Below are 18,000 nucleotides of genomic sequence, written 5' to 3' on the forward strand. Positions count from 1 at the left end.
CCGTGGGGATGAATACGCAGCAGATCAAGTGGGGCTACACGCCGTATATGGACCTGCCCCGACGGGGGTCACTTACGAGGCAACAGCGGGACCTGGCGTCTGACTTTTTTGATCGAGCTGCACCACGACGCTTGGCTCCAGCGCGTTGTTTCGTCCTTGGTATGCCGACTCGAGGATCGCCGGAACCCGGTGGAGGTCGCGAGCCACGCCCATCAGTTCTTCCAGGATCATGATGCGTTGCTGATTCGCCTCGGCCAGCGTCCTGCGGGCCTGCTCATCGGATTGACGCGCCCTCTGTTTTGCCTCGGCGAGCAGTTGATCGCGCTCCTGCTGGGCATCCTGCCACGCCTTATCGATCAACGACCGGGATTCAGCGCGCATCCTGGCGAGTTCTGTGTCGAACTCTTTCCTGGTTGCCGCGCACTCCGCCTCCAGCGCTTGTCGCTGCGCCGCGATGTCGGCCAGCAACTCCCGATGCTCTCGTTGGGCGGTCTCGGTCTCGGCCTCGGCCTCGGCGACCAGCGCTGCTACCTCGGCGCGCGCCTCGGCCTGCATCTGGGAAATCTCATCGAGCGCACGCCGCAGCAACTTTGCCATCCGATGGTGCATCGCGTAGGGCGACGGCGAGGTGTCAGAGAGGAGGGCGACCTCATCCGCGAGGCACGCGACCTCAATCCGCAGCGCGGCCGCTTCATCGCCGGATTGGTTGCGCTGGGCCCTCAGGTTCTGAACTTCGTCGATCAGGAACTGTTGCTTGGCGAGCAGCACCTGGATGTGGGCATCGACCGCAGCCGTGTCATAGCCCCTGAAGGTGCGGCGGAATGTCTTTGCGGGCTCGATGGTCATTGCCAACCCCCCATTCTGAGGAAGTGCCTGTTAGAGATGGTGACCAACTAGCGTCGAGTATCCCACGGTGACGCTCAGATCGTAAGAGAGCCGGTGTGCCGCAAGCGAATTCGATCCACATCGCCACGCTTAGCTGCCATTTGCGTTGAATCTGCTACCGCCGAGCTACGGCGTCGTACCCAGCTGGGTGCCGCCGACGGTATACCGTCACTGGCCATGCCGACCCAGATCGTCGTCGCGGGCGCCCTTATCTGCGACTCCAAGGTCTTGGTGGCACAACGCGCCCGTCCGCCCGAGTTGGCCGGCCGCTGGGAACTGCCCGGTGGCAAGGTCGCGCCCGGGGAAACGGAGCGCGACGCGCTGGCGCGCGAGTTGTCCGAGGAGTTGGGGCTGGCGGTCGGCGACATCGCGGTGGGTGACCGCCTGGGCGCCGACATCGCGGTGGACGGCCGGTTCACGCTGCGGGCCTACCGCGTACGCCTGATCCGCGGCGAACCCGACGCCCGCGATCACCGCGCCCTGCGCTGGATCACGGCGGCCGAGCTGGACGACCTGGACTGGGTGCCAGCCGATCGTGGCTGGTTAGGGGCGCTGAGCCGGGCCCTTTGACGGCTGGTGCGCGTGTTCGGCGCCCCGGTCGTCTACCTGTTCAGGCCCTATATCGTGCATCGCAGCCGCGAGGCCGCGGGCAAGGGCGAACTCGTCGGTACGGCACCGCGCCGACGGGGCTGGTAGCGGCCGGCGAGGGGCGTCCGGTTACCAGCCGGTTCGCTATCCGGGGCCCCCGCTGCCACAATCACCGACGTGCTATTTCGCAACGTCGCCATCGTCGCCCACGTCGACCACGGAAAGACCACCCTGGTCGACGCCATGCTGCGGCAGTCGGGTGCGCTGCATCACCGGGGTGACGACGCCGTCGAGCGCCTGATGGACTCCGGGGACCTGGAGAAAGAAAAGGGCATCACGATCCTGGCCAAGAACACGGCCGTGCATCGCAAGAATGCCGACGGAACGACGACCGTCATCAACGTCATCGACACCCCGGGCCACGCCGACTTCGGCGGAGAGGTGGAGCGCGGGCTGTCCATGGTCGACGGGGTGCTGCTGCTGGTCGACGCTTCCGAGGGGCCGCTGCCGCAGACCCGGTTCGTGCTGCGCAAGGCCCTGGCCGCCCACCTTCCGGTGATCCTGGTCGTCAACAAGACGGACCGGCCGGACGCCCGGATCTCCGAGGTCGTCTCGGAGAGTCACGACCTGCTGCTCGACGTCGCCTCCGACCTCGACGAGGAAGCGCAGAAGGCCGCCGAGGCAGCCCTCGATCTGCCGACGCTGTACGCCTCGGGACGAGCGGGCATCGCCAGTACAAAGGAACCGGCCAACGGCGAGAATCCCGAGGGCGACAACCTCGATCCGCTGTTCGACGTTCTGCTCGAGCACATCCCGCCGCCGCAGGGCGATCCCGAGGCACCGCTGCAGGCGCTGGTCACCAACCTCGACGCCTCGGCCTTCCTCGGACGGCTCGCGCTGATCCGCATCTACAAGGGCCGGATCCGCAAGGGCCAGCAGGTGGCCTGGATGCGCGAGGTGGACGGGCATCCCGTCATCACGAACGCGAAGATCACCGAACTGCTGGTGACCGAGGGTGTGGAACGCACGCCCACCGACGAGGCCATCGCCGGGGACATCGTCGCTGTCGCGGGCATTCCGGAGATCATGATCGGTGACACGCTGGCCGATCCGGACCACGCCCACGCGCTGCCGCGCATCACCGTCGACGAACCCGCCATCTCGGTGACCATCGGCACCAACACCTCGCCGCTGGCGGGCAAGGTGAAAGGTCACAAGTTGACCGCTCGCATGGTGAAGTCGCGGCTCGACGCCGAACTCGTCGGCAACGTCTCGATCAAGGTCGTCGATATCGACCGGCCCGACGCCTGGGAGGTGCAGGGCCGCGGCGAGCTGGCGCTGGCGGTGCTCGTCGAGCAGATGCGCCGGGAGGGCTTCGAGCTCACGGTCGGCAAGCCGCAGGTGGTCACGCAGACGATCGACGGCAAGCTGCACGAGCCGTTCGAGGCGATGACCATCGACTGCCCCGACGAGTTCGTCGGCGCGATCACCCAGCTGATGGCCGCCCGCAAGGGCCGCATGGAAGAGATGACCAACCACGCGGCGGGCTGGGTCCGGATGGACTTCATCGTGCCCAGCCGCGGCCTGATCGGCTTCCGTACCGAATTCCTCACCCTGACCCGCGGCACCGGCATCGCCAACGCCGTGTTCGACGGCTATCGGCCGTGGGCGGGCGAGATCCGGGCGCGCCACACCGGCTCGCTGGTGTCCGACCGGGCGGGCGTCATCACACCGTTCGCCATGATCCAGCTCGCCGACCGCGGCCAGTTCTTCGTCGAGCCCGGCCAGGACACCTACGAGGGTCAGGTCGTCGGAATCAACCCGCGCGCTGAGGATCTCGACATCAACGTCACCCGCGAGAAGAAGCTGACCAACATGCGGTCCTCGACCGCCGATGTCATCGAAACGTTGGCCAGGCCGCTCGAGCTCGATCTCGAGCAGGCCATGGAATTCTGCGCGCAAGACGAATGCGTCGAGGTGACCCCGGAGATCGTGCGGGTGCGCAAGGTCGAGCTCGACGCCACCGCCCGGGCCCGCAGCCGATCGCGCGCCAAGGCCCGGGGTTAACGCCGCGTGGTCGGACGGGCTGCTGTGCGGCTGCTCGATAACCTGATCAGCGTGCCGAGACGAGTCCGCCGTTGGTTCATGGTGCTGAGCGGGCTGGTCGCATTGGTCGGACTCGTGGTTTCGGCCTGTACCGTCAACCCGCCGCCGGCGCCGCAAAGCACCGACACGCCGCACAACTCGGTGCCGCCGCCGCCGCGGGTCAGCGAGATCATCATGGGCATCGACTCGATCGGCGCCGGCTTCAATCCGCACCTGCTGTCCGACCTGTCCCCGGTGAACGCGGCGATCAGCGCGCTGGTGTTGCCCAGCGCCTTTCGGCCGGTCCCCGACCCCAACACGCCGACCGGCTCGCGCTGGGAGATGGACCCGACCCTGCTGGTGTCGGCCGAGGTGTCCAACCAGAACCCGTTCACGGTGACGTACAAGATTCGGCCCGAGGCGCAGTGGACCGACAACGCGCCCATCGCCGCCGACGACTTCTGGTACCTGTGGCACCAGATGGTCAGCCAGCCCGGGGTGGTGGACCCGGCCGGGTACGACCTCGTCACCGGAGTGCAGTCCTTGGAAGGGGGCAAGCAGGCGGTGGTCACCTTCGCCGAACCGTATCCGGCGTGGAAAGAGTTGTTCAGCAACATCCTTCCGGCGCACATCGTCAAGGACGTGCCCGGCGGCTTCGCGGCCGGCCTGGCCCGGGCGCTCCCGGTCACCGGCGGGCAGTTCCGCGTGGAGAGCATCGACCCGCAGCGTGACGAGATCCTGGTGGCGCGCAACGACCGCTACTGGGGCCCACCGGCCAAACCCGGGCTCATTCTCTTCCGCCGCGCCGGTGCGCCCGCCGCGCTGGCCGATTCGGTGCGCAACGGCGACACCCAGGTGGCGCAGGTGCACGGCGGTTCGGCGGCCTTCGCGCAGCTGTCCGCCATTCCCGACGTCCGGACCGCCCGGATCGTCACGCCGCGGGTCATGCAGCTCACGCTGCGCGCCACCGAGGCCAAACTGGCTGACACGCAAGTCCGTAAGGCGATCTTGGGGCTGCTCGATGTCGACCTGCTGGCCGCCGTCGGAGCGGGCAGCGACAACACGGTCACCCTGGATCAGGCCCAGATCCGGGCGCCGAGCGACCCCGGCTACGAGCCGACCGCGCCACCGGCGATGACGACGCCGGCGGCGCTGGCATTGCTGGAGGGGGCCGGATACAAGGTCGAGCCCAACGCTTCGGCTTCCGGGGCCCCGCCGGTCCCGACGCCGAACACCGGGCCCCCCGAGGTCATCCGCGGCCGGATAAGCAAGGACGGCCAACAGCTTTCGCTGGTCATCGGGGTGGCGGCAAACGACCCGACCGCGGTCGCGGTGGCCAATACCGCCGCCGACAGATTGCGCAACGTCGGCATCGCCGCGACCGTGCTGGCGCTGGACCCGGTGACCCTCTACCACGACGCGCTGAACGACAACCGCGTGGACGCGATCGTCGGCTGGCATCAGGCGGGCGGAAACCTGGCCACCCGGCTGGCCTCCCGGTACGGTTGTCGCGCACTGGAATCCACCCAGGTTCCGATTTCCAACGCGGCGGCGCCCGCGCCCTCCACCACCGCCGGTGCCGCGCCGTCCACCGGGCGCGCCACCGCGTCGACGACACCGACCACGACGCCGCCGCCCAGCCGCCCCGCCGATCCCAATGCGCTGGTGCAGGCGCCGTCGAACCTGACCGGGATCTGCGATCGCAGCATCCAGTCCAACATCGACGCCGCCCTCAACGGCACCAAGAACATCAACGACGTGATCACCGCGGTCGAACCGCGACTGTGGAACATGTCCACCGTGCTGCCGATCTTGCAGGACACCACGATCGTCGCGGCGGGGCCGAGCGTGCAGAACGTCAGCTTGTCCGGTGCGGTTCCGGTCGGCATCGTCGGCGACGCCGGACAGTGGATCAAAACCGGGCCGTAGCCCGCGTCGTCAGTCGGCGGGCCGCGCTGCCCGCGGCGGAATCACGGTGTCGACGATCAGCGCCAGCTCGCGCCGGTTCGGCGGCGACCCGTTCAGCAGGAAGTGCTGGTTGATCAGCGCCGACCCGACGCGGGCGGTGAGCGGCGTGACGACCTTTGCGTCGAGGTCGCCGTCTTCGATGGCGGCCTGCAGGATCGCTTCCACGATCTGCAGGCGCGGCCGCACCACCGCGTCGGCGAAGATGGCCCGCATCTCGGGTTCGTGCAACAGCTGATGGATGACCTCCAGACCGGGGAAGCCGGTCTTTCCGGCCAGCAGGTCACGCTGGGCGGTGAACATCGCCAGCAGGTTCTCTCTGGCCGAACGGCCGGACCGCAGCTCGGGCAGCGGCGGCAGCGCGTACACCAAAGCGGCGTGCACCAGCTCGCATTTGGTATCCCAGCGTCGGTACAGCGCGGCCTTGCCGGTGTGGGCCCGCGCCGCGATTCCCTCCATGGTGAGGCCGCCGTAACCGACTTCGGTCAGCTCGGCCAGAGTGGCCTCGTAGAGCGCGCGTTCGAGGACTTCGCCGCGCCGGCGGCTTCGGCTGCCGGCGCGGTTTGCGTCCGTGAGCTGGGGCACCCCTCGATAGTAGCCGGGTGCGTTCCTATCTGCCGCCTATCGGCGGGTAGCCGCCGGGCTGCCGAAAGCGGCGCCGCTGACGGTAGGGTGCCGTCCATGCCTGAGACGCCGCGGCTGCTGTTCGTGCACGCGCACCCCGACGACGAAAGCCTCGGCACCGGCGCCACCATCGCCCACTACGCCGCCCGCGGGGCGGATGTTCGCGTCGTCACCTGCACGCTGGGCGAGGAGGGCGAGGTGATCGGCGATCGTTGGGCCGGACTCGCAGTCGATCGCGCCGACCAACTCGGCGGTTACCGGATCGGCGAATTGACCGCCGCGCTGCGGGCGCTGGGCATCGGCGAACCGCACTATCTCGGTGGCGCCGGCCGGTGGCGCGATTCGGGCATGCGCGGCACTCCCCGGCGGCACCGGCAACGGTTCATCGACGCCGACGAGCGCGAGGCCGTCGGCGCGCTGGTGGCCGTCATTCGGGAGCAGCGCCCGCACGTCGTCGTGACCTACGACCCGGACGGCGGCTACGGCCACCCCGATCATGTGCACGCGCACCGGGTGACGGCGGCCGCCGTGGCCGCGGCCGGCCCGGGAGCCAAAGCCGCCGAATACCCAGGCGAGCCGTGGGACGTACCGAAGTTCTACTGGTCGGTCTTCGCGGCGACCGCATTCGAGGCGGCGATGGACGCGCTGACGCCCGAGGATCTGCGGCCCGAATGGTCGGTCCCGCCGAAAGAGGAGTTCTCCTTCGGGTACGCCGATGCCGACATCGACGCCGTCGTCGAGACCGGCCCGCAGGCCTGGGCCGCCAAGCGGGCGGCGCTCGCAGCGCACGCCACCCAGGTGGTCGTCGGGCCGACCGGCCGGGCCTGCGCACTGTCCAACAACGCGGCGATACCGATAGTGGGGCAAGAGCACTACGTCCTGGCGGCCGGAGCCGCGGGGGAGCGCGACGGGCGCGGCTGGGAAACGGACCTGCTCGCAGGGCTTGATCTTCCGTCGGCCCGGACGCGGTAAGCTGCCAACCAGGCAGCCACGGAAGGAATTCGCATGGACCCCGACCTGGACCCTAATCTGCAGCACTGGCAGGACCGGCTGGACAGCTTCCAGTGGGTTATCGGCTCCATCATGTCCAACATCGACAGCGTCCCGACCTGACCGAAACCAAGCCACGCGTCGCCTCCGTCGACGACAGCGGCGCAACCGATCCGGCGATCCGTTTCGTCGTGTTGGCCCTTTTGGCGGTCGACGGGGTGCTCTCCGCACTCGCCGGAGCTCTGCTGTTGCCTCTGTACATCGGGACGGTTCCGTTTCCCATCAGCGGACTGATTTCCGGACTGGTCAACGCGGCGCTGGTGTGGGCCGCAGGTCGCTGGACCCGCTCGCCGCGGCTGGCCGCGTTGCCGTTATGGACCTGGCTGCTGACGGTGGCGGTGATCAGCATGGGCGGCCCGGCCGACGACGTCATTCTGGGGGGCCGCGGCCTGATGGCCTACGGGGCCTTGTTGCTGCTGGTTCTGGGGGTCGCACCGCCCGTGTGGGTGCTATGGCGGCGCGGTCAGGGCGCCTGACGTTCGGCCGGGAGTCGCCCGCTCACCGACGCGGGTGTGCCGCTACTGTTGACTGTTGCCCAGACCGGACCCGCCACCGGGTGCCACGATTTCACATGTTGGGACCCACGGATGAAATTCGATCGTCGGGAAGTTACACAAAAGTGCTGTTGACTCCGGGCGAGGAGCCTACCGCTCTGCCAGACCCTGTGATTCCGGGCAAGGCCTCGGGTGAGGTCAGTGCCTCGGCGCTGCGGCGGGTATTGCGACGGGCTCGAGATGGCGTGGCGCTGAACATCGACGAGGCGGCGGTCGCGATGACCGCGCGGGGCGCCGACCTGGCGGATCTGTGCGCCAGCGCGGCGCGGGTGCGCGACGCGGGTCTGCAGTCGGCCGGTCGCCGCGGCCCGGGTGGCGGGCTACCGATCACCTACTCGCGCAAGGTTTTCATTCCGGTCACCCACCTGTGCCGGGACAGCTGCCATTACTGCACCTTCGTCACCGTCCCGGGCAAGCTGCGCGCCCAGGGCGCCGGCATGTACCTCGAGCCCGACGAGATTCTGGACATCGCCCGCCGCGGTGCGGAACTCGGTTGCAAGGAAGCGCTTTTCACCCTCGGTGACCGTCCCGAGGATCGGTGGCCGGAGGCGCGTGAGTGGCTGGAGGCGCGTGGCTATGACTCGACGCTGTCCTACCTGCGGGCGATGGCGATCCGGGTGCTCGAAGAGACGGGGCTGTTGCCGCACCTGAACCCCGGTGTGATGACTTGGGCGGAGCTGGCCCGGCTCAAGCCGGTGGCGCCGTCGATGGGCATGATGCTCGAGACGACATCGCGGCGGCTGTTCGAAACGAAAGGGCTTGCGCACTATGGCAGCCCGGACAAAGATCCGGCCGTCCGCCTGCGCACTCTGACCGACGCGGGCCGGTTGTCGATTCCGTTCACTACCGGCCTGCTGGTCGGCATCGGCGAGACCCTCGCCGAGCGGGCCGACACCTTGCACGCTATTCGCAAGTCGCACAAGGAATTCGGTCACGTGCAGGAAGTGATCGTGCAGAACTTCCGGGCCAAGGAACACACCGCGATGGCCGCGGTCCCCGACGCCGGCATCGAGGATTACCTGGCGACTGTGGCGGTGGCGCGGCTGGTGCTCGGACCCGGGATGCGCATTCAGGCGCCACCCAACCTGGTGTCGCGCGACGAGTGCCTGGCGCTGATCGGTGCCGGGGTCGACGACTGGGGAGGGGTGTCACCGTTGACCCCCGACCACGTCAACCCGGAGCGGCCGTGGCCGGCCCTGGACGATCTGGCCGCCGTCACCGCCGAAGCCGGCTACGAGCTGGTCCAGCGGCTGACTGCGCAGCCCAAATACGTGCAGGCGGGCTCGGCCTGGATCGACCCGCGGGTGTCCGGACATGTGACGGCATTGGCCGATCCGGCTACCGGACTGGCTCGCGACGTCAACCCCGTGGGGATGCCGTGGCAGGAGCCCGACGACGTCGGTTCGTCGGGCCGGGTGGACCTCAACGCGGCGATCGACAGCGAGGGCCGCAACACCGAAACCCGCAGCGACATCGACAGTGCCTTCGGCGACTGGGAATCGATCCGCGCCCACGTCCACGAACTGGCCGCCCAGGGCGCCAAAGCGCCAGAGCGTCTGGACACCGACGTGCTCGCCGCGCTGCGCTCCGCCGAACGTGACCCCGCCGGCTGCTCCGACAGCGAATACCTGTCGCTGGCGACCGCCGACGGTCCGGCACTGGAAGCCGTTGCCGCGCTGGCCGATACGCTGCGCCGCGAGACCGTCGGCGACGACGTGACCTTCGTGGTGAACCGCAACATCAACTTCACCAACATCTGCTACACCGGGTGCCGGTTCTGCGCGTTCGCGCAGCGCAAAGGCGACGCCGACGCGTACTCGCTGTCCACCGAGGAGGTCGCCGACCGTGCGTGGGAGGCGCACGTGCAAGGCGCCACCGAGGTGTGCATGCAGGGTGGCATCGACCCCGAGCTGCCGGTCACCGGCTATGCCGATCTGGTGCGGGCCGTTAAAGCGCGGGTGCCGTCCATGCACGTGCACGCGTTCTCCCCGATGGAGATCGCCAACGGAGTGACCAAGAGCGGCTTGAGCATTCGCGAGTGGCTGATCAGCCTGCGCGAAGCGGGCCTGGACACCATCCCCGGCACCGCCGCCGAGATCCTGGACGACGAGGTGCGCTGGGTGCTGACCAAGGGCAAGCTGCCGACGTCGTTGTGGATCGAAATCGTCAGCACCGCACACGAAGTGGGGCTGCGGTCGTCGTCGACCATGATGTACGGCCACGTCGACAACCCGCGGCACTGGGTGGGTCACCTCAACGTGCTGCGTGACATCCAGGACCGCACCGGCGGCTTCACCGAATTCGTGCCACTGCCGTTCGTGCACCAGAGTTCGCCGCTGTATCTGGCCGGCGCGTCGCGTCCGGGGCCCACCCATCGCGATAACCGTGCGGTGCACGCGCTTGCGCGAATCATGTTGCACGGCCGCATTTCCCAGATCCAGACCAGCTGGGTCAAGCTGGGTGTCGAACGCACGCAGGTGATGCTCAACGGCGGCGCCAACGATCTGGGCGGCACGCTGATGGAGGAGACCATCTCGCGGATGGCCGGCTCCGAACACGGCTCGGCCAAGACGGTGGCCGAGCTGATCGCGATCGCCGAAGGCATCGGTCGTCCGGCGCGGCAACGCACCACCGACTACACGACGCTGGCCGCGTAGTTCGCTTTTTTGTCACAGGCGGCGGGTACGCCGTGAAGCGACGAATCGACGACGCCGTCCTGGCCGCCAACTCGGATCAGATCACCATCGACATTGCCGAGGCGGACGGCCCGGCCACCCTGGAAACCGACGCGGCCGCGCGCGTGCTGCTGCTCTGGGGGCGTAGGCCCGCTGATCCAGCACGCATTCGCGGCCGCGTCGGGCCAGAAACCTAAGGCGCGTGCGCCGCCTGCTCGGCGGCTACTGAACCGCTTCCTGCGAAGCGATCGGCTCAGTAGTTGTTACAGGTGACGGCGACCTGGTTGATGTCGTCGTAGTACTTCTGCGCCGACGGCATGGCCTGGATTTGCTGGGCCATCTGCTGGCGCTTCGGCGGCGGTGCGGCCAAGAAGTTGCGGATGTAGGACTGCGCCACCGGCGACGAGTTCAGCTGCTGGGCAGCCGCCGGGTCCGTCGCGTTCAGCGCCGCGATGACCTGCCCGTAGTTGCAGGTGGTGTTGATGATCGCGTCCGCAGGATCAGCCGATGCGACCCCGCCCGCGGCGGTCAACGCCACCGCCGCGCCGCCTACCGCAACGCTCAATTTGCTCAACGACAGCCTCATGTGTGGACACCTTCCCCAGTTAATGCACCGCTATTCCGGCGAGAACGTCTGCCCAGCGGTTGCCGTCTTTCGTGTTGAGATTACCAGGCTCCGCGAGCGCGCTCGCACCGCAACAGCTATCGAGTGGCACCGCCGAGGCGTTACTCTTTGCAGGTCAGCGCCCTGTCTGTGGTGTTCGCCCTGGGCGAAACCTCACCCGGTCACAGGGCCCGAGACTGCCGGTCTTAAATCTGTGCGCCGACGGGCGTGCCAAATGGTTGACCTGTATCTGCAACGTCTAGTATCAGTAACCGAGAGCTTCACCGGAAGCGCCGGACGCGCCGGTGCGAGCTGAGCAGCAGCCCGACATTTCAGCCCTAGTACATGGAGGAGACGTCTGTGACGTACACGATCGCCGAACCCTGTGTCGACATCAAGGACAAAGCCTGTATCGAGGAGTGCCCGGTCGACTGCATTTATGAAGGCGCTCGGATGCTCTACATCCACCCCGACGAATGCGTCGATTGTGGGGCGTGCGAGCCGGTGTGCCCCGTCGAAGCCATCTACTACGAAGACGATGTGCCGGATCAGTGGAGCCAGTACACGCAGATCAACGCCGACTTCTTCGCCGAGCTGGGATCGCCCGGCGGTGCGGCCAAGGTCGGCTTGACCGAGAACGACCCGCAAGTGGTCAAGGATCTGCCACCACAGGGCGAAGGCGACTGAGCGACCCGGTGCCACACCAGCTCAAAAAGCACCGGTCGACGGTGTCGGCGTCCTTGCCGGAGTTCCCCTGGGACACTCTGGCTGACGCGAAGGCGCAGGCCAGCGCCCATCCGGGCGGAATCGTCGACCTCTCCGTCGGCACCCCGGTCGACCCGGTCGCCCCGGTGATCCAGGCGGCGCTGGCCGCCGCCGCCTCGGCGTCGGGATATCCCGTCACCGCGGGCACCGCCAGGCTGCGTCAATCGGCGGTCGCGGCGCTGGACCGCCGGTTCGGCATCACCGGGCTGACCGAGGCGGCCGTGCTGCCGGTGATCGGCAGCAAGGAGCTGATCGCCTGGCTGCCCACGCTGCTGGGCCTGGGCCCGGCTGACGTGATCGTGGTGCCCGAGCTGGCGTATCCGACCTATGACGTCGGGGCCCGGCTGGCGGGGGCGCGGGTGCTGCGCGCGGATTCGCTCGCCCAACTGGGCCCGCAATCACCGTCGCTGTACTACCTGAATTCGCCGAGCAACCCGACCGGACGCGTGCTGGGCGCCGAGCACCTGCGCAAGGTGGTCGGCTGGGCCCGCGACAGGGGCTGCGTGGTGGCCTCCGACGAGTGCTACCTGGGGCTGGGCTGGGATGACCGGCCGCTGTCGATCCTGCACCCGTCGGTGTGCGACGGGGACCATACCGGGCTGATCGCCATCCACTCTCTGTCTAAGAGCTCGTCGCTGGCCGGGTACCGGGCCGGTTTCGTCGCCGGAGACCCCGAGCTGGTCGCCGAGCTGCTGGCGGTGCGCAAGCACGCCGGCATGATGGTGCCCACGCCGGTGCAGGCCGCCATGGTGGCCGCCCTGGACGACGACGCCCACGAGCTGGCCCAGCGGCAACGCTACGAACGGCGCCGCGCAGCCCTACTGCCCGCGCTGCGTTCGGCGGGCTTTGTCGTCGACCATTCCGAGGCCGGCCTCTATCTGTGGGCCACCCGTGGCGAGCCATGCCACGACAGCGTCGCCTGGCTGGCCCAGCGCGGCATCTTGGTGGCGCCGGGTGATTTCTACGGTCCGCGCGGTGCGCAGCACGTGCGAGTGGCGCTCACCGCCGGCGACGAGCGGATCGCCGCCGCCGTGCAGCGGCTCGCCTGACCCGGCACGCCCCGCCCGCCCGCGCCCGAAACGGGCGAGCGTGCACAATGCATCACAGGCGTCTCAGGTTCTCGACTTCGGGTAAGGACGGTGCTCGTGACCAGTTCGGCCAGCAAGGTGCGCATCCCGCTTTCGCTAGGGGACTTAGCCAAGCGGGTTTTCCTGGGGAAGCCGCTGATCACCGAGGACATCGCTTCCGAGAAGTTATCGAATCCGGTTGCGTTGGGCGCGCTTTCGCCCGACGCGGTCTCTTCTGTCGCGTATGGTCCCGAGCAGATCCTGATCGAACTGTTGCCCCACGCCGGGCTGGCCGCATTCCTGCTCCTGCTGCCCATCACCGGTGTCATTCTGCTGATCCTGGTGCTGGTGGCCGCCTCGTATCGGCAGGTGGTCATGGCCTACACCCGGGCCGGTGGCTCATACATCGTCGCGCGCGACAATTTCGGGCCCCGGGTGGCTCAGATCGCTGCCGCGGCCCTGTTGATCGACTATGTGGTCACCGTCGCCGTGCAGTCGGCGGCGGGCACCGTCGCGGTGGTCTCGGCGATTCCCGCGCTGGGCCCGTACAGCCTCGAGCTCACCGTCGCCGTCGTGCTGCTCATCTGCTACGCCAACCTGCGCGGGCTGAAAGAAGCGGGACTGCCGTTCGCGGTGGCGACCTATTCCTTCATTGTCATGGTCGGCCTGACCATCGTGATCGGCGTCGTCCGCGCCGTCCTGGGAAAGCTGCCGATTTACGATCCCGCACAGATGGCCGGGACGGTGCCGGTGCACCAGGGCAACGGGTTGGTGATGGGCGCCACGATCTTGGTGCTGCTGCGTGCGTTCGCCAACGGCGGTTCGTCGCTGACCGGGGTCGAAGCCATCTCCAACACCGTCGACTACTTCCGAAAGCCGCAGGGCCGCAACGCGCGTCGGGTGCTGACCGCGATGGCCACCATTCTGGGCCTGCTGCTGGCCGGTGTCGCCTACCTGGCCCACGTCACCCACGCCACGCCGTATCTGACGGAGTATCCGTCGGTCCTGTCGCAGATCGGCCGGGCCGTCTTCGGCAACGGCGCGGTGGGCGATGTCTGCTACGTTCTGGTCCAGGCGGCGACGGCCGCGATCCTGTTCACCGGCGCGAACACCAGCTTCAACGGCTTTCCGGCGCTGGCCAGTTTCGTTGCCGAAGACCGCTTTTTGCCCAGGCAGCTGACCAAACGCGGCCATCGCCTGGTGTTTTCGAACGGCATCATCACGCTGACGGCGCTCTCGGTCGCATTGCTGGTGACCACCGGCGGCTCGGTGAACGCGCTGGTGCCGTTCTACGCGATCGGCGTGTTCACCGGCTTCTCGATGGCCGGCTACGGGATGACCAAACACCATCTGACGCATCGGGAACCGGGCTGGCGGCGCCGGCTGGCGATCAACCTGTCCGCGGCGATCCTGTCGACGATCGTGGTGGGCATCTTCGCGGTGGCGAAGTTCACCGAGGGTGCTTGGCTTGTGGTCGTCGTGTTCCCACTGTTGGTGTTCATGTTGACCCGGCTCAACCGCGAATACCGCGCCGAGGCAGCCATTCTCGAGATGTTCCGCACCGACCGCCCGGAACTGGTGAAGTACGCGCGGCACCGGGTGTTCGTGTTGATCGACTCCGTCGACCTGGCGGTGATCGAGGCATTGCGCTACGGCAGGGGCTTGCGGGCCGACGAGCTGATCGCGGTGCATTTCATGGTCGACCCGGCCCACGCGGCGCTGCTGCGAAAGCGTTGGGACCACTTCGAACTCGACACCCCGCTGCGGATTGTGGATTGCCCGGACCGCCGGATCAGCCGGGCCGCGCAGCTGCTGGTCGTCAAGGCCCGTGATGAGCACCCGCGCACCAATGTGACGGTGCTGCTGCCGCGGCGGACGTTCGGCCCACTGTTGGGTCGGCTGCTGCACGACCGCACCGCCGACAAAATTTCGCGAGCAGTCAGCCTCATCCCCGACGCCGCGGCGACGATCGTGCCCTACGACGTCGAAACGCGGATCAGGGAGGCCTACCCCGACACCGTCGAGCAGCGGATCGCGCAGGCGATCGAAAAGCTCGAGGCGTGGGTGTCCCAGGGCGAGGACCAGAAGGTCGACGCCTACGAACACCCGCAGGGATCGCGATCGGTGGTCAGGGTGGCCGGCCTGATCTCGGGACAGCGTGCCAGCGTCGAAGGCCGGGTCAGCGAGGTCGAAGACATCACGACCCGCGGCCGGACCTACCGGCGAATCGTCATCGGAGACCACACCGGCGAAATGACCGTCACCTTCCGTCCCGGCCACGGGGGCGACGACATCCAGCCGGGTCAGGTACTGCGGATCACCGGGAAGGCTCGCCAGACCGGCACCCGGGAGATATCGATGGTCGATCCGGATTATCAAATCATCGAGGATCCCACGGAGGAAGCCGAGTCCGAAGGCTCCGAACAATCCAGCGAGAAATAGCCTCGCGCCGACGCGGCCCGCGCGGTGGTCGAACAGTTGGGGCGTTGCGGCTTGGGCGTGTGGTCGTCCCGCAACGAAAAACTAGCGTAAGTTGACCATCTTTACTTGTGGACTGGTTCTGGTCCGGATTCGTTGATAAACAATATGGTGAAGACGCGTGACCAGGATCGATGCGGCGAGTTACCGCGCCGAAGCCCGGTGTCGGGTGCAGATTTGTGGGCGCGTCCATGCGCGGCTGAAACGTTGTGAACAGGAGCTGGCAATGTCGAACAACATCACCTGGCACGAACATCACATAAGCCGCGCCGAGCGCGAGAAGCTCAATGGCCACAAGGGTTGCGTCATCTGGTTCACCGGGCTGAGCGGCAGCGGCAAGAGCACCGTGGCCAACGTCGTCGAACAGAAGCTTTACCAGCGGGGAATCCGCAGCTACTTGCTGGACGGGGACAACGTCCGCTATGGCCTCAATGCCGGTCCGGATCTTCTCGAGGAACGCCACGGACCCGAGTTCGCGAAGCGGTTCGGCCTGGGATTTTCCGCGCAGGATCGGGAGGAGAACATCCGTCGCATCGGGGCGGTCGCGAAGCTGTTCTGCGAGTCCGGCACCATCGTGCTGACGGCGTTCATCAGCCCCTACGTTCGCGATCGGGACGCTATCCGGGCGACCCTGGGCGACGGCGATTTCCAGGAGATCTTCATCGACACCCCGATCGAGATTTGTGAGCAGCGTGATCCGAAGGGGCTGTACAAGAAAGCGCGGGCCGGCGAGATCAAGGGGTTCACCGGAATCGACGACCCCTACGAAGCGCCGGCGCAGCCCGAGCTGCGGCTCGAGGGCGGCAATAAGGACGCCGACACGCTGGCCGAGGAAGTGATCGCCCACCTCGAGCGGGTCGGCGTCATCTCGGTCTGGGGCCGGCGGGAGACCTAGCGGTACGGGTCCGGCGGCGGCATGAGAAGCCGTTCACCGCACGGGTAACCGCTGATTACGCGAAACGAGGTCACTTTCATGAGCTACCAAGGTCATAACGGGAAGCCGATCGTGGAACGGGTGTCCACACAAAATGCGGCGAGTCAGATCGAGGGGCTACCGCGCATCCCGATCTCGAAAGCCACCGCGCACGAGGTGATCAGCCTGTCCTACGGCTTCTTCACCCCGCTGACGGGGTTCATGGGCCGACGTGAAGTGGATGGCACGCTGGACAAGTTTCAGCTGCCCGACGGCACGCTATGGAGCATCCCGATCGTGTTCGACCTCTCCGCGGAGGACGTCGAGAGGTTCGGGGTGAAGGAGGGCGAAAGTGTCGTCCTCGAATATCTCGACGCCCCGATGGCGCTCTTCGAGGTGTCCGAGATCTACGAATACGACTTGGCACGGATGGCCGAAAAGACTTACGGCACGACCGATCTTCGGCACCCGGGCGTCAAGAAGACCTTGGCTTACGCGAACCGCTTCATCGGCGGTGACATCACGCTCATCAACGAGCCGGTGTTCAATGAACCCTTCAAGAGCTTCTGGCTCACGCCGAAGCAGCATAAGGACGTGCTGGCGAAAAAGGACTGGAAGCGGGCCGTCGCTCACCAGACTCGCAATGTTCCGCATACCGGCCACGAGGCCTTGATGAAGCAGGCCTGGCTGGCGGCGAACGAGGATCAGCCCGTCGACCAGCTCAACACGGGCGTGCTGGTCAATGCCATCATCGGACAAAAGCGCGTCGGCGACTACATCGACGAGGCAATCCTTTTGGCGCAGAACGAGTTGCGAACCAGTGGGTACTTCCGCGAGGAGGTGCACCTGGTGTCGTTCACGTTGTGGGACATGCGCTACGCCGGGCCCCGGGAGGCCATCTTCCATGCGATCCTGCGGACAAACCTCGGCTGCACGCATCACATGTTCGGTCGTGACCACGCCGGGGTGGGTGATTTCTACCACCCCTACGATTCCCAGAACATCCTCAAGCAATACCGGAGCGAGCTGGGCATCAAGCCGGTATTCCTGCGCGAGAACTGGTACTGCCCGGTATGCCAGGAGGTCACCAACTCGGCCCTGTGCGGTCATGACGATCAAGCACAAAGCTTCAGCGGCAGCCTGATTCGAAGCATCTTGACCGACGAGGTCAAGCCAACCCAAAAGGTGATGCGGCACGAGGTGTTCGAAGTCGTGATGGACAGCGCGGCCAAGTACGGTCAGGGTTCGCCGTTCGTCACCGAGGAGTATCTCAAGGACAGGCTGCCGGTCTTTACGCTGAACCAACTGGAGAACTCATGAGCATCGGCGACAGGAACATCAAGGTCAACGTCTGGATCAACGAGGAACGCTTGGAAGCGCTGGCGAATGCCGGGATGGCGGACCTGGCGAACGAGGCGTTCGCCGGTATGAAGCTACTGGAGATCTACGCCACCGAGGAGCAGAAAGACACTCTGCTGCAGCGCTTTCCGGGGGCGAAGTACGACTCGGCCACCACCCGATCGATCGAGCTGCTGCCCAAGCAGGCCAAGGACAGGTTGCTCGAGTTGTCCATCAAGATGCACTCCACCGGCCCCGACGTGGTCGGTCGCTTCCTCGAGGAAGCCGAGACGGCGAATAGCCAGTAAGGCCAGGCGTCCAGCCGGGTGAACGGGCGGCCGCAGATGCGGGCAAGGTTGCCGCCGCTGGATTTTCGCGTATACCGGCCGCTGCGGCGGGAAAGCCGGCA

The 18,000-nt window shown here is 67.0% G+C and carries 15 protein-coding genes and 2 pseudogenes; 14 read left to right on the forward strand and 3 right to left on the reverse strand.

The genetic code is table 11. The annotated features are described in order from the left end of the window. Positions 1–72 precede the first annotated feature (72 nt). A complete protein-coding gene (locus tag ACIUM1_RS21095; protein WP_406814498.1) occupies positions 73–846 on the reverse strand; it encodes a cell division protein DivIVA in 774 nt (257 codons plus the stop codon). Positions 847–1,062: 216 nt separating this feature from the next. Here ACIUM1_RS21095 and ACIUM1_RS21100 point away from each other — a divergent pair, with 216 nt between their 5' ends. The 4 genes and pseudogenes from ACIUM1_RS21100 (at position 1,063) to ACIUM1_RS21115 (ending at position 5,487) form a co-directional block, all read left to right on the forward strand. Continuing rightward, on the forward strand, positions 1,063–1,455 hold the full coding sequence (locus tag ACIUM1_RS21100; RefSeq protein ID WP_406814499.1) for a (deoxy)nucleoside triphosphate pyrophosphohydrolase: 393 nt from the start codon (positions 1,063–1,065) through the stop codon (positions 1,453–1,455). Further along, a pseudogene (locus ACIUM1_RS21105) lies at positions 1,456–1,581 on the forward strand (respiratory nitrate reductase subunit gamma); the annotation flags it as partial. Between the two features lie 69 nt (positions 1,582–1,650). Next, the gene (gene typA, locus ACIUM1_RS21110) at positions 1,651–3,540 is read left to right on the forward strand and encodes a translational GTPase TypA (protein ID WP_406814500.1); all 1,890 of its coding nucleotides are present in this window, start codon (positions 1,651–1,653) and stop codon (positions 3,538–3,540) included. 45 nt (positions 3,541–3,585) lie between these two features. Beyond that, the gene (locus ACIUM1_RS21115) at positions 3,586–5,487 is read left to right on the forward strand and encodes an ABC transporter family substrate-binding protein (protein WP_406817794.1); all 1,902 of its coding nucleotides are present in this window, start codon (positions 3,586–3,588) and stop codon (positions 5,485–5,487) included. Positions 5,488–5,496: 9 nt separating this feature from the next. Here the strand turns inward: ACIUM1_RS21115 and ACIUM1_RS21120 are convergent, their stop codons facing one another. Then, on the reverse strand, positions 5,497–6,108 hold the full coding sequence (locus ACIUM1_RS21120) for a TetR/AcrR family transcriptional regulator (RefSeq protein ID WP_406814501.1): 612 nt from the start codon (positions 6,106–6,108) through the stop codon (positions 5,497–5,499). A gap of 96 nt (positions 6,109–6,204) precedes the next feature. Here ACIUM1_RS21120 and mshB point away from each other — a divergent pair, with 96 nt between their 5' ends. The 4 genes and pseudogenes from mshB to ACIUM1_RS21140 all read left to right on the forward strand — a co-directional run. Further along, positions 6,205–7,119 carry an N-acetyl-1-D-myo-inositol-2-amino-2-deoxy-alpha-D-glucopyranoside deacetylase gene (mshB, locus tag ACIUM1_RS21125; protein ID WP_406814502.1) on the forward strand — a complete coding sequence of 305 codons (915 nt, stop codon included), beginning with the start codon at positions 6,205–6,207 and terminating at the stop codon, positions 7,117–7,119. A 92-nt stretch (positions 7,120–7,211) separates the two neighbouring features. Further along, positions 7,212–7,673: a hypothetical protein gene (locus ACIUM1_RS21130; protein ID WP_406814503.1), complete on the forward strand. Its 462-nt coding sequence runs from the start codon at positions 7,212–7,214 to the stop codon at positions 7,671–7,673. 95 nt (positions 7,674–7,768) lie between these two features. After that, entirely contained in the window at positions 7,769–10,408 is a 2,640-nt protein-coding gene (locus ACIUM1_RS21135) for a bifunctional FO biosynthesis protein CofGH (RefSeq protein ID WP_406814504.1), read from the forward strand. Between the two features lie 47 nt (positions 10,409–10,455). Then, a pseudogene (locus ACIUM1_RS21140) lies at positions 10,456–10,655 on the forward strand (hypothetical protein); the annotation flags it as partial. Between the two features lie 24 nt (positions 10,656–10,679). Here the strand turns inward: ACIUM1_RS21140 and ACIUM1_RS21145 are convergent. Further along, a complete protein-coding gene (locus tag ACIUM1_RS21145; RefSeq protein ID WP_406814505.1) occupies positions 10,680–11,012 on the reverse strand; it encodes a hemophore-related protein in 333 nt (110 codons plus the stop codon). A 378-nt stretch (positions 11,013–11,390) separates the two neighbouring features. On the opposite strand from ACIUM1_RS21145, the gene fdxA reads away from it, so the two are divergent. The 6 genes from fdxA to ACIUM1_RS21175 all read left to right on the forward strand — a co-directional run bounded on the left by fdxA (position 11,391) and on the right by ACIUM1_RS21175 (position 17,899). Continuing rightward, on the forward strand, positions 11,391–11,717 hold the full coding sequence (gene fdxA / locus ACIUM1_RS21150) for a ferredoxin (RefSeq protein ID WP_003875467.1): 327 nt from the start codon (positions 11,391–11,393) through the stop codon (positions 11,715–11,717). A gap of 41 nt (positions 11,718–11,758) precedes the next feature. Further along, on the forward strand, positions 11,759–12,844 hold the full coding sequence (dapC, locus tag ACIUM1_RS21155) for a succinyldiaminopimelate transaminase (protein ID WP_406817795.1): 1,086 nt from the start codon (positions 11,759–11,761) through the stop codon (positions 12,842–12,844). Positions 12,845–12,940: 96 nt separating this feature from the next. Then, on the forward strand, positions 12,941–15,304 hold the full coding sequence (locus tag ACIUM1_RS21160) for an amino acid permease (protein ID WP_406814506.1): 2,364 nt from the start codon (positions 12,941–12,943) through the stop codon (positions 15,302–15,304). Positions 15,305–15,566: 262 nt separating this feature from the next. Further along, entirely contained in the window at positions 15,567–16,235 is a 669-nt protein-coding gene (gene cysC / locus ACIUM1_RS21165; protein WP_406814507.1) for an adenylyl-sulfate kinase, read from the forward strand. 78 nt (positions 16,236–16,313) lie between these two features. Beyond that, entirely contained in the window at positions 16,314–17,573 is a 1,260-nt protein-coding gene (sat, locus tag ACIUM1_RS21170) for a sulfate adenylyltransferase (RefSeq protein WP_406814508.1), read from the forward strand. Continuing rightward, entirely contained in the window at positions 17,570–17,899 is a 330-nt protein-coding gene (locus ACIUM1_RS21175) for a DUF6955 family protein (protein WP_406814509.1), read from the forward strand. Before sat ends, ACIUM1_RS21175 begins: the two co-directional genes overlap by 4 nt. Positions 17,900–18,000 lie beyond the last annotated feature (101 nt).

The organism is Mycobacterium sp. M23085 (assembly GCF_045343915.1).
GTDB lineage: Bacteria > Actinomycetota > Actinomycetes > Mycobacteriales > Mycobacteriaceae > Mycobacterium.

Bases quoted from the DNA above. Each gene is read 5' to 3' on its own strand.
- ACIUM1_RS21095 (WP_406814498.1), bottom strand. From the start codon at position 846: ATGACCATCGAGCCCGCAAAGACATTCCGCCGCACCTTCAGGGGCTAT.
- ACIUM1_RS21100 (WP_406814499.1), top strand. From the start codon at position 1,063: ATGCCGACCCAGATCGTCGTCGCGGGCGCCCTTATCTGCGACTCCAAG.
- mshB (WP_406814502.1), top strand. From the start codon at position 6,205: ATGCCTGAGACGCCGCGGCTGCTGTTCGTGCACGCGCACCCCGACGAC.
- ACIUM1_RS21135 (WP_406814504.1), top strand. From the start codon at position 7,769: ATGTTGGGACCCACGGATGAAATTCGATCGTCGGGAAGTTACACAAAA.
- ACIUM1_RS21145 (WP_406814505.1), bottom strand. From the start codon at position 11,012: ATGAGGCTGTCGTTGAGCAAATTGAGCGTTGCGGTAGGCGGCGCGGCG.
- cysC (WP_406814507.1), top strand. From the start codon at position 15,567: ATGTCGAACAACATCACCTGGCACGAACATCACATAAGCCGCGCCGAG.
- sat (WP_406814508.1), top strand. From the start codon at position 16,314: ATGAGCTACCAAGGTCATAACGGGAAGCCGATCGTGGAACGGGTGTCC.
- ACIUM1_RS21175 (WP_406814509.1), top strand. From the start codon at position 17,570: ATGAGCATCGGCGACAGGAACATCAAGGTCAACGTCTGGATCAACGAG.